General features: G+C 70.3%; 11 protein-coding genes. 6 read left to right on the forward strand and 5 right to left on the reverse strand.

The window, feature by feature from the left end; translation table 11 throughout:
* The 5 genes from AC2H6A_RS13860 to AC2H6A_RS13880 all read left to right on the forward strand — a co-directional run.
* A partial coding sequence (locus AC2H6A_RS13860) for a TolC family protein (RefSeq protein ID WP_484274187.1) occupies positions 1–307 on the forward strand: 307 nt, incomplete at its 5' end.
* Positions 304–1,518, forward strand: a complete 1,215-nt coding sequence (locus AC2H6A_RS13865; protein ID WP_484274188.1) for an EmrA/EmrK family multidrug efflux transporter periplasmic adaptor subunit — start codon at positions 304–306, stop codon at positions 1,516–1,518. The genes AC2H6A_RS13860 and AC2H6A_RS13865, both read left to right, overlap by 4 nt.
* Positions 1,519–3,057 carry a DHA2 family efflux MFS transporter permease subunit gene (locus AC2H6A_RS13870; protein WP_484274189.1) on the forward strand — a complete coding sequence of 513 codons (1,539 nt, stop codon included), beginning with the start codon at positions 1,519–1,521 and terminating at the stop codon, positions 3,055–3,057.
* On the forward strand, positions 3,054–4,598 hold the full coding sequence (locus AC2H6A_RS13875; protein WP_484274190.1) for a DHA2 family efflux MFS transporter permease subunit: 1,545 nt from the start codon (positions 3,054–3,056) through the stop codon (positions 4,596–4,598). Before AC2H6A_RS13870 ends, AC2H6A_RS13875 begins: the two co-directional genes overlap by 4 nt.
* A 58-nt stretch (positions 4,599–4,656) precedes the next feature.
* Complete coding sequence (locus AC2H6A_RS13880) at positions 4,657–6,345, forward strand: AMP-binding protein (RefSeq protein WP_484274191.1); 1,689 nt, start codon at positions 4,657–4,659, stop codon at positions 6,343–6,345.
* A 46-nt stretch (positions 6,346–6,391) separates the two neighbouring features.
* Here AC2H6A_RS13880 and AC2H6A_RS13885 read toward each other — a convergent pair whose 3' ends face one another.
* The 5 genes from AC2H6A_RS13885 to AC2H6A_RS13905 all read right to left on the reverse strand — a co-directional run bounded on the left by AC2H6A_RS13885 (position 6,392) and on the right by AC2H6A_RS13905 (position 10,463).
* Positions 6,392–6,982 (reverse strand): LysE family translocator, encoded by a 591-nt coding sequence (locus AC2H6A_RS13885; RefSeq protein ID WP_484274192.1) that lies wholly within the window; start codon positions 6,980–6,982, stop codon positions 6,392–6,394.
* A gap of 33 nt (positions 6,983–7,015) precedes the next feature.
* Positions 7,016–7,993, reverse strand: a complete 978-nt coding sequence (locus AC2H6A_RS13890) for a tripartite tricarboxylate transporter substrate binding protein (RefSeq protein ID WP_484274193.1) — start codon at positions 7,991–7,993, stop codon at positions 7,016–7,018.
* A gap of 143 nt (positions 7,994–8,136) precedes the next feature.
* The gene (locus tag AC2H6A_RS13895; RefSeq protein WP_484274194.1) at positions 8,137–9,183 is read right to left on the reverse strand and encodes a hydroxyacid dehydrogenase; all 1,047 of its coding nucleotides are present in this window, start codon (positions 9,181–9,183) and stop codon (positions 8,137–8,139) included.
* 2 nt (positions 9,184–9,185) lie between these two features.
* Complete coding sequence (locus AC2H6A_RS13900) at positions 9,186–9,860, reverse strand: RraA family protein (RefSeq protein ID WP_484274195.1); 675 nt, start codon at positions 9,858–9,860, stop codon at positions 9,186–9,188.
* 96 nt (positions 9,861–9,956) lie between these two features.
* On the reverse strand, positions 9,957–10,463 hold the full coding sequence (locus AC2H6A_RS13905; RefSeq protein ID WP_484274196.1) for a nuclear transport factor 2 family protein: 507 nt from the start codon (positions 10,461–10,463) through the stop codon (positions 9,957–9,959).
* 199 nt (positions 10,464–10,662) lie between these two features.
* Here AC2H6A_RS13905 and AC2H6A_RS13910 point away from each other — a divergent pair, with 199 nt between their 5' ends.
* Positions 10,663–11,520: a Bug family tripartite tricarboxylate transporter substrate binding protein gene (locus tag AC2H6A_RS13910; protein WP_484274197.1), complete on the forward strand. Its 858-nt coding sequence runs from the start codon at positions 10,663–10,665 to the stop codon at positions 11,518–11,520.
* Positions 11,521–11,542 lie beyond the last annotated feature (22 nt).

Here is an 11,542-nt window from a genome sequence, read left to right on the forward strand (position 1 = left end):
GCTCGCCGCGGTGCGCGCGGTGGCCGACCGGCTCGGTGCCCTGCGCGGCCTCGGCGCGCAGCTCGACGAGCAGGCCCGCGCCCAGGTGGCAGCCCAGGCCCAGCTCGATCTCGCCCGCCAGCGTCTGCAGGCGGGTCTGGGCAATCGCCTTGCGGTGCTCGCCGCCGAGGGCGGCGTGATCGCGCAGCGCCAGCAGGAGCTGGAGCTGCGCACCCGATTGCTCGAGAACCGGCTCGGCCTCATCCGTGCCCTCGGTGGCGGCTATGCCGCCGACACCGTCACCCTGTCCATCCGTACCCAGCCATGAGTGAGCCGCAGCCGTCCCCATCCTCGCCACCTGCCGCGCCCAATGGCCGCCGCACCCGCGCCATGCTGCGGGTGACCGCCCTGGTGGTGCTGGCCGGACTGGCCTATGTCGCGTACTACCTGGTGTTCCTGCGCGGCCGCGAGAGCACCGACAACGCCTACGCCCAGGCCACGGTGGTGCAGATCACGCCGCAGCTGGCCGGCACGGTGGTCGAGGTCACCGCCGACGACACCGATCTGGTCAAGGCTGGCCAGCTGCTGGTGCGTCTGGATGCAGCCGATGCGCAGGTCGCCCTTGACCAGGCGGTGGCGCAGCTCGCCCAGTCGGTGCGCGAGACCCGCACCCTGTTCGCATCGAATGCCACGCTCGAGGCGCAGGTGGCCGCCCGTCAGGCCGATCTCACCCGGCAGGGCATCGAGCTCAAGCGCGTCCTCGAGGATGCCGCGCGGCGTGAGCCGCTGCTCAGGAACGGCGCGGTCGCGCGCGAGGAATACGACCATGCCATGGCGCAGGCGCAGTCGCTGCGCAGCCAGGTGCAGGCGGCCGAATCCGCGCTCGAGGCGGCCCGTGCTCAGCTTGCCGCCAACCAGGTGCTCACCGAAGGCACCAGCGTCGAGCGGCATCCGGCGGTGGTGCGCGCGGCAACCCGTGTCCACGAGGCGCAGCTCGCCCTGGATCGCACCCGCCTGACCGCGCCGATCGGCGGCTACATCGCCCGTCGCAACATCCAGGTCGGCCAGCGGGTGCAGGCCGGCACCGGGCTGATGTCGGTGGTGGCCCTCGATCAGGTCTGGGTCGATGCCAACTTCAAGGAAGGGCAGCTGCGCAGCCTGCGCATCGGCCAGCCGGTCAAGCTGCAGGCCGATCTCTACGGCTCGACCGTGGAGTACGACGGCACCGTCGAGGGCATGGGCGCGGGCACCGGCTCGGCCTTTGCGCTGCTGCCGGCGCAGAACGCCAGCGGCAACTGGATCAAGGTGGTCCAGCGCCTGCCGGTGCGCATCGGGCTCGACCCGAAGCAGGTGGCGGCGCATCCCCTGCGGGTGGGCCTGTCGATGCGGGTGACGGTCGATGTCAGCCGCCAGGACGGGCCGAGCCTGGCCCAGGCTCCGCGTCAGGCCAGTGCCCCCACAGCCACCGAGGACGCGGCCCGGGCGGCGGCCGATGCACTGGTGCGGCGCGTGATCGCCGAGAACATCGGGAAGCGCTGAGTGTCGGCAGCGCCGCCGCTGCCACCGCTGCAGGGCGGCGCGCTGGTCGCCGGCACGCTGGGGGTGTCGCTGGCCACCTTCATGACCGTGCTCGACAGCTCGATCGCCAATGTGTCGCTGCCGGCGATCGCCGGCGACATGGGCGTGAGCCCCACCCAGGGCACCTGGGTGATCACCTCCTTCGGCGTGGCCAATGCCATCTCGGTGCCGCTCACCGGCTGGATGGCGCGGCGCTTCGGCCAGGCCCGCCTGATGCTGTGCTGCGTGGCCGCGTTCACGGCCTTCTCGTGGCTGTGCGGCATGGCCGGCTCGCTCGAGATGCTGATCTTCGCCCGCGTGCTGCAGGGCCTCGCCGCCGGGCCGCTGGTGCCCTTGTCGCAGACCCTGCTGCTCTCCAGCTATCCGCCGGCACGGGCCGGCACCGCGCTCGCCGCCTCGGGCGTCACGGTGCTGGTGGCGCCGGTGGTGGGGCCGCTGCTTGGCGGCTGGATCACGGACAACATCGCGTGGCCCTGGATTTTCTACATCAACATCCCGGTGGGTCTGATCTCGGCGATGCTGATTGCCAGCGTGCATCTGAGCCGTGAGTCGCCCCACGGCCCCGCTCCCCTCGACTACGCCGGTCTCGCCCTGCTGGTGGTCTGGGTGGGCAGCCTGCAGCTGATGTTCGACCTGGGCAAGGAGCTCGACTGGTTCGAGTCGGTGGAGATCGCCGCGCTGGGCGTGATCGCGCTCACCGGCTTCCTGTTCTTCCTGGCCTGGGAACTCACCGAACGCCATCCGGTGGTCGACCTCAGTCTGTTCGCGCGACGCAACTTCCTGCTTGGCTCGGTGTCGCTGTCGATCGCCTTCGGCCTGTTCTTCGGCAATGCCGTCATCCTGCCGATCTGGCTGCAGCAGCACATGGGTTACACCGCCTTCTGGGCCGGCATCTCGCTCGCGCCCATGGGCGTATTCGCGATCCTGCTCTCGCCCTGGGTGGGCCGGCAGATCGGCCGGGTGGACCCGCGCCTGCTGTCCACCGTCTCGTTCAGCGGTTACGCGCTGGTGCTGTGGATGCGCTCGCACTTCAACACCGAGGTCGACCTCTACACCATCCTGATCCCCACGCTCCTGCAGGGCGTGTCCACGGCCTTCTTCTTCATCCCGCTGCAGTCGATCATCTACGCCGGTCTGCCGCTCAGCCGGCGTCCCTCGGCCGGCGGCCTGAGCACCTTCCTGCGGGTGAGCGCCGGGGCCTTCGGCACCTCGGCTGGCGCCACGCTGTGGGAGCACCGCGCGTCGATGCACCACGCGCATCTGGTGGAGCAGATCGCAGCCGGCCATGCCGGCGGACAGCAGGTCGTCGACACGCTTCGTCAGGCGGGCCTCGGGCCGGCGCAGACCGCCGGCTACATCGACCGCCTGATCGAGCAGCAGGCCTTCACGATGGCGGCCACCGACATCTTCCATCTGTCGGCCGGGGTGTTCGTGCTGCTGCTCGTGCCAATCTGGTTCGTGCGGCCGCCCGCGCCGGTGGCCACCGGGGCAGCGCGATGAGCGCGCCGCCGGCGGCCATCGAGCCGCTGCAGGGCAGCGCCCGGCTGGTCGGCACCATCGGGGTGTCGCTGGCCACCTTCATGACGGTGCTCGACAGCTCGATCGCCAATGTCTCGCTGCCGGCGATCGCCGGCGACATGGGCGTGAGCCCCGCCCAGGGCACCTGGGTGGTGACCTCCTTCGGCGTGGCCAATGCCATCTCGGTGCCGCTCACCGGCTGGCTGGCACGCCGCTTCGGTCAGGTGCGGCTGATGGTGCTCAGCGTGCTCGCCTTCACCCTGTTCTCGTGGATGTGCGGCGCCGCGCCCTCGATCGAGACCCTCATCCTTGCCCGGGTGCTGCAGGGCCTGGCCGCCGGCCCGCTGATCCCGATCTCGCAGGTGCTGCTGCTCTCGAGCTACCCGCCGGCCCGCGCCGGCGCGGCGATGGCGGCCTGGGGCATGACGGTGCTGGTGGCGCCGGTGGTGGGTCCGCTGCTCGGCGGCTGGATCACCGACAACATCGCCTGGCCGTGGATCTTCTACATCAATGTCCCGGTGGGGCTGCTCTCGGCGGCGATGACCTGGTCGGTGTATCGCCGACGCGAGTCGCCTCACGGGCAGACGCCGCTCGATCTGGCGGGCCTGGCCCTGCTGGTGGTCTGGGTGGGCTCGCTGCAGCTGATGGTCGACCAGGGCAAGGAGCTCGACTGGTTCGAGTCCGACGAGATCATCACGCTGGCGGTGATCGCGGCGGTGGGCTTCGTGTTCTTCCTGGCCTGGGAACTCACGCAGGCCTCGCCGATCGTCGACCTGCGGCTGTTCACGCAGCGCAACTTCACGCTCGGCACGATCGCCTTCTCGGTGTCCTACGGCCTGTTCTTCGGCAATGTGGTGCTGCTGCCGCTGTGGCTGCAGCAGCACATGGGCTATACCGCGATCTGGGCCGGGGCGGTGCTGGCGCCGGTGGGGGTGTTCGCGATCATGCTCTCGCCCTGGGTGGGCCGGCACATCTCGCGCATTGAACCGCGTCTGCTCACCACGGTGTCCTTCCTCGGCTATGCGCTGGTGCTGTGGCTGCGCTCGCGCTTCACGGTCGACACCGACCCGATCACCATCCTGCTGCCCACCGTGCTGCAGGGGCTGGCCACCGCCTTCTACTTCATTCCGCTGCAGGCGATCATCTACTCGGGCCTGCCGCCGGCGCGCCTGCCCGCGGCCGGCGGCCTGAGCACCTTTGCGCGCTTCGTGGCGGGCGCGGTCGGCACCTCGGTGTTCACCACGCTGTGGGAGCGGCGCGCCAGCCTGCACCACGCGCGGCTGACCGAGATCGTCGACATCGGCGGACCGTCGGCCCTGCCGGCGCTGCAGCGGCTCGCCGAGGCCGGCCTCACGCCGACCCAGACCCTGGGCATGGTCGACCGGCTGATCGACCAGCAGGCCCACACCATGGCGGCGACCGATGTCTTCCTGCTCTCGGGCTGGCTCTACCTGCTGCTGCTCTTGCCCTTGTGGACGACCGGGCCGATGCTGGCCCGACCCGCCCGCGCTGTGGCAGACTGAAGCCACAACGACATGCAGGCGGCGACACCGGACCGCCTGAACACGCCAGGAGACCCCCATGAGTTCATCGCCCGTCGATCCGCAGGCGCTCGCCCTGCAGCGCCTGTACCACTGGGAGAAGACCTCCCCTGACAAGATCGTCTTCACCCAGCCCATGGGTGGTGGCGTGGTGCGTGAATACACCTGGCGCGAGGTGCTCGACCAGACCCGTCGCATGGCCGCGCACCTGATCGCGCAGGGGCTTGCGCCCGGTTCGCGCATCGGCATCCTGTCCAAGAACTGCGCGCACTGGCTGATGAGCGACTTCGCCATCTGGATGGCGGGCCATGTCTCGGTGCCGCTCTATCCCACCCTGGCGCCCGAGACCATCCGGCAGATCCTCGCCCACAGCGAGACCCGTCTGCTCTTCGTGGGCAAGCTCGATGGCTGGGAGGGCATGAAGCCCGGTGTGCCAGCCGACCTGCCCTGCATCAGCTATCCGCTGTCGCCGCCCACCAGCTACCCCACCTGGGACGACATCATCGCCCGCACCGCGCCGCTGGCCGGCGAGCCGGTGCGCCCTGGCAGCGATCTCAGCACCATCATGTACACCTCGGGCACCACCGGCATGCCCAAGGGCGTGATGCACAGCTTCGACACCTTCGCCTGGTCGATCCAGTCGGGTCTCAAGCGTGTGCCCCTCGATGCCAATGCCCGCATGCTGAGCTATCTGCCGCTGTCGCATGTGGCCGAGCGCATGCTGGTCGAGCACTCGCTGCTCGCGCTGGGCCTGCATGTGTTCTTCGCCGATTCCCTCGAGACCTTCACCGCTGACCTGCAGCGTGCCCGCCCCACGGTGTTCTTCTCGGTGCCGCGGCTGTGGGTCAAGTTCCAGCAGGGCGTGAGCGCCAAGATGCCGCCCGAGAAGCTCAAGCGGCTGCTGCGCATTCCCATCCTCGGCGGCATCGTGCGGCGCAAGATTCTCTCGGCGCTGGGCCTCGACCAGTGCCGCTTCGCCGCGGGCGGCGCGGCGCCCATGCCGCCTGACCTGCTGCGCTGGTACGAGGCGCTCGGCCTGTCGATCGTCGAGGTCTACGGCATGACCGAGAACTGCGGCCTGTCGCATGCCACGCTGCCCGGGGTGCCAAGGCCCGGCACGGTGGGCAAGCCCTACGAGGGGGTGGAGTCACGCATTGATCCCCAGTCGGGCGAGATCCAGATGCGCAGCGCCGGGCTCATGCTGGGCTACTACAAGGAGCCCGAACTCAGCCGGCAGACCCTCACCGATGACGGCTGGCTGCGCACCGGCGACAAGGGCCAGCTCGATGCCGAGGGCAACCTGCGCATCACCGGTCGCGTGAAGGATCTGTTCAAGACCAGCAAGGGCAAGTATGTGGCGCCCGCCCCCATCGAGGATCGCCTGGTGATGCACACCAGCGTCGAGGCCTGCGTGGTCACCGGCGCCAATCTCGGCCAGCCGCTGGGCATCATCATGCTCAGCCCCGACGCCGCGCAGCGCGCTGCCGCGCAGGCCGAGCGCGCGCTGCTCGAGTTCTCGCTGGCGGAACACCTGAAGTCGGTGAACGCCGGGCTCGATCCTCACGAACAGCTCGACTGCCTGGTCGTGGTCACCACGCCCTGGACGGTGGAGAACGGCTTCGTGACGCCCACCTTCAAGGTCAAGCGCAACCGCATTGAGGAAGTCTATGGCGAGCGCTTCGAGGGCTGGGTATCGGCCCGCCGCGCCGTCATCTGGGAACAGGCCTGAGTTGCCGCGCTGAGGTGGCGAGTCGCGGTGCGCGCCCGCCGGGGCGTCAGCGCTGCGCCCAGAGTGCCAGCCCCACCACGGCGAGCATCGACCCGGCCATCGCCAGGTTGATCGCCCGCTGCACGGGGCCTGGCAGATCGAGGCGGCGCAGTGCCACGCCGAACCAGAGCCAGGCCAGATGGATGGGCAGCCAGAGCAGGTTGATGATCGCGAATTTCGCCAGGGTTTCAGCCATCAGGCTGCCCGGCCAGAACGGGAATCCCGAGAACAGCGCGGTGTTCACCACATAGGCCTTCGGGTTGATGAGCTGCAGGGTCACGCCGTTGACGAAGCCCGGCGCGGCTTCTGCGCTGGCAAAGCCCACCCGTGAGCCCGAGAACGCGATCTTCGCGGCCAGCCACACCAGGTAAAGCACCGAGGCGGTGAGCAGGGTGACCCGCAACCAGGGCACCGACAGCATCAGCGCGGCCAACCCGCTGATCACCATCACGCCCACCAGGTTCGAGCCCACGCACAGCCCGGCCAGAAAGCCCGTGCCTGCGCGCCAGCCGAAGCCCGAGCCCACCCCGGCGATCGAGAGCACGCCCGGCCCGGGCGTGATCAGCAGCAGGAAGACCGCGGCAACGAAGCTCAGCACGCGCGCGCCTGACGGGCCCTCATGGCCGGCGTCTTACTGCTCGCCCCAGGGCATCTCGCCCCAGAGCTTGCGGAACTGGACATCGGCGTCGCGCAGCACGGCTGCGTATTCCGGCGGGGCGAGGTAACGCAGCGGCGCGAACACCGCGCCGGCAGCCCGCACGAACTCGGGGTCGGCGGCGGCGCGGCGCACCGCATTGACCAGCCGCTCGCGCACATCGGCGGGCAGGCCGCGCGGCGCCGCGATGCCACGCAGCGAGGACATCTCGATCGGATAGCCCTGCTCGCGGAAGGTCGGCAGTTCGGGCGCGATGTCGGTGCGCACCGGGCTCATCTGGCCGAGGTTGCGAAAGGGCGAGCCGCCCTTGATCGCCTGCTGCGCCTCACCGATGTTCACCGCCGCCACATCGATCTGCCGGCCCAGCGTCGCCTGGCGGACATCGGCGGCGCCCTTGAAGGGCACATGCACCATCTTCACCTTGGCGTGGCGTTCGAACATCAGCATGGCGAGGTGGTCATCGGAGCCCACCCCGGTGGTGCCCACCGTGACCTGGCCCGGGCGCGATCGGGCATAGGCCGCGAGCTGATCGAGATTGGTGATGCTGCTGCTGGTCAGCACCGCGAAGTTGCCGGGATCGTCGATCACATTGCCGAGCAGATCGTAGCTCTCCCAGGTGAAGTTCACCTTGCGCTCGATCGGCACGGTGAGCACGGTGGGGGTGTTGATGAAGCCGATGGTGTAGCCGTCGGGCGCCGCGCTTGCCAGCGCGGCAAAGCCGATCGCCCCGCCGGCGCCGGTGCGGTTCTCGACGATGATGCGCGTGCCCGGTCCGAGCTGACGCTCGATGAAGGGCGCGATCGCGCGCGCAGTGACATCGGTGGCGCCGCCGGCGGTGTAGGCCACGATCATCCGGATCGGCCGGTCGGGCCAGGCCAGCGCAGGCCGGCCGGCGAGCAGCGCGAGCAGGGCCAGGACGAGGCAGGCAGATCGGCGCAGGGCATTGGCGGTCATGGTGTTTCCTTGGCGTTTGGCGTTTGGCGTTTGGCGTGTGGCGTGTGGCTGGGGATTCGGGTCTGGAGCTTGGGGTTCTCGGGGCCTCAGGCGTCAGGCGTCAGGGGGCAGGCGGGCAAGGGGGCAGGCGGGACGAGACGGGATCAGTCCGGCCCGGGCCGCCGGCCGAACGCGGCCGCGAATCGCGCGGCATAGGCGGGCCAGACCTCGGGGTTGACCAGTCGGGGCGGACGCTGCCCGGCCAGCACCGCGATGATCTGCTCGGCCGAGATCCGTGCCATGTTGCGACGCGCCTCGTGGGTGACGCCGGCCGTGTGGTAGGTGGCCACCACCGTGGGCAGCGCGAGCAGCGGATGATCGAGCGGCGGCGGCTCGCGATCCCAGACATCGAGCCCGGCGCCGGCGAGCCGGCCCTCGGCCAACGCCTGGGCGAGCGCCTGCTCATCGTGGATGCCGCCGCGCGCGGTGCTGATGAACACCGCGCCGCGCTTCATGCGGGCGATGGCGGCCGCGTCGATCAGGCGCAGGGTGCGGGCATCGCGCGGGCAGTGCAGCGACACGATGTCGGCCTGGGCGAGCAGCGTGTCCAGCGGCACGGCCTGCGCGCCGCGCGCGACGATCTCGGCGTCGGTGAGCAGCGGATCGCTGGCCAGCACCCGCATGCCGAAGGCGGCGCCAAGCGCTGCCACCCGGCGACCGATGTGGCCGATGCCCACCAGTCCGAGCGTCTTGCCGGCGATCTCGGTGCCGGTGAGCGATTCGCGCGAGAAGCCGCGCTCGGTGCGCAGCCGCCGGTCGCTTTCGGCGATGCGATGGGTGACCGCCAGGATGAGGCCCAGCGTGTGCTCGGCGACCGAGACCGCATTGCCGCCGCTCTGGTTGACCACCGCGATGCCGGCCCTTGTGCAGGCCGCGACATCGATCGGGTCATAGCCTGCGCCATAGGACGACACGCACAGCAGCGCGGGGCACTCGGCGAGCAGCGCCTCGCTCACATGGCAATGGGCGGGAAGCTCGTCTTTCGCGGCCGAGACATGGAAGACCCGCGCCTCGCGCAGCGCCGCGCGCGCGGCCGCGGCGTCGGCCGGCATGGCCTGCACCGACAAGGCGATGCCGGGCTCGCCGCGCAGGGTCTGATCGAAGACCGGATCGACCCAGGAGTCGAAGCGCACAACGGGGACCCGCGCCATGCTCAGGCCACCTTCAGGCCGCGGGCCTGCAGCGTCTGGTCGATCCAGCGGTCGTCATAGCGGCCCTCGGCGATCGCCGCCAGGGTGCTGGCCTCGTCGGCGAGCCTGCGGCGCGCGGCACCAGCCACCGACTCGGCCAGCGCCGGCGCGACGAACACCACGCCATCGTCGTCGCCGATCACGATGTCGCCCGGGCTGACCACGCAGCCATCGATCGACACCGGCAGGTTGATCTCGCCCGGCCCCTCCTTGTAGGGCCCGCGATGGCATACCCCACGGGAATAGCAGCCGAAGTCGTCGTCGCGGAAGCTGGCGCTGTCGCGAATGGCGCCGTCGATCACCACCCCCACCGCACCGCGCGAGCGCGCGACGTTCTTCATGATGTCGCCGAGCAGCGCGCGGTCGGTGGCGCCGTTGCCGTCGACCACCAGCACATCGCCCGGGCGCACCAGCTGCAGCGCCTTGTGGATCATCAGGTTGTCGCCGGTGCGCACCCGCACGGTCAGCGCGCAGCCCAGCACGGCGGTGCCGGGTCGATGCCGGGGCGCGAGCGCGGCCGTGCCGCCGAGCCGGCTCATGCAGTCGCTGATGATCGAGGTGGGCAGACCCTGGAAGAGTGCCACCAGGCTCGGGCTGGTGTGGATGCGGGGCTGGATGCTGAATCCGGGTGCGGTCACGGCAGGGCTCCTGCGCGGGGATCGGGAATGGGCGGACCTTACCGAATGCGTCTGCCCGGGCGGCGGTGCGCCGACGCTTTCCGGAATCGGGCCCGCTCAGCCGACGCGCCGTGTGCCCTTGGCGCGGGCAAGGTACTCGCGTGCGCTTGGCCGCTCGTGCAGCCAGCCCGCCCAGCGGCGTGCCACCTTGGCCATGCGCTCGGGTGCCACGCCGAGCTGGGCCATGGCCACGCAGCCGTTGACCGACTCGTGATACTCCGCGATCAGCCCGTCCCGCAGCACGAAGCGGCTCATGCCGTCGATCAGCACCTGGCGCCCGGCGAACTCCGCCACCGTGGAGCTGAAGCTCGACAGCGACCAGGCATAGCCGATGTCGCCGGCGCAGACCGGGTCGAACATCTCCCAGCGATAGTCGGGCCCGGCATCGCGATGGAAGATGTGCTGCATCATGTGCCCGATCGCGTCGCGGCCGGTGTGCGGGCCGTAGATGTAGTCGTGGTAGATGCCGTCCTCGGTGAAGCAGGCGGCGAAGGCGGCGCCGTCTCCGGCCTCGGCCGCGCGGGTGAAGCGCTCGAGCAGCGCCGCGAATGCCTGGGTATCCATGAGCGGTCTCCTGGGAACGGGTCGTGACAGGGTCTCTGCGGTCGATCGTGCCGGTGACCCGCGTAGACTTCGGGCAGGGCCCTGGCGAAGCGCCCTGGCCGCGCCACAACACGCCGCCGCACGGTTCGCCCGATCCCTGCCAGGCATCACGATCCTGCCACCGAACCCGACGCGCTGGCGTCGTCTCCGGAGATTGTCCGTGTCAGCTCATCGCACCCACCGCCGCCTCGTCTCGATCCTTGGCGCACTGCTCGCCTGCGCCGTCGTCTCGCCCGCGGCCGCCCAGACCTTCCCGGCGCGCCCGATCACCTTCGTCGTGCCGGCCGCGCCGGGCGGGATTCTCGACCAGTCGGCACGGCTGGTCGCGGGCGAACTCAGCAAGCTGGTCGGCCAGCCGGTGGTGGTCGAGAACAAGGCCGGCGCCAGCCAGATCATCGGCGCCCAGGCGGTGGCCCGGGCCGAGCCCGATGGCTATACGCTGCTGATGGGCAGCATCGGCCCCAACGCCGCCCACTACGGCGTGTATGCCGGCAAGCTGCCCTATACCCCGGCCGACTTCACACCGGTGGTGCACGTCATCTCCATGCCGAATGTGCTGCTGGTGAATCCTGCCGTGCCGGCCGGCACGGTGCCCGAACTGGTGGCCCTGGCCAAGGCGAAGCCGGGTTCGCTGGTGCTCGGCTCCTCGGGCACGGCCACCTCGGGGCACCTTGCCGCCGAGCTGCTGCAGGCCCGCGCCGGCATCCAGTTCACCCATGTGCCCTACAAGGGCTCCACCCCGGCGCTCACCGACCTGATCGGCGGCCAGGTGCAGGTCATGGTCGACAACCAGGTGACCGCGCTGCCGCAGATCAAGGCGGGCCGTGTGAAGGCGCTGGCGGTGACCAGCGCGCAGCGCACCACGGAACAGCCCACGGTGCCCACCGTGGCCGAGTCCGGCTATCCCGGCTTCGAGGTGACGGTCTGGGTGGGCTTCATGGCGCCGTCCCGCACGCCTGCGCCGGTGGTCGATGCCCTGCAGCGCGAGATCAGCAAGGTGCTGCCATGCCTCAGGTGAAGCAGCGCATCGCCGAGATGGG

The organism is Quisquiliibacterium sp. (genome assembly GCF_982640115.1).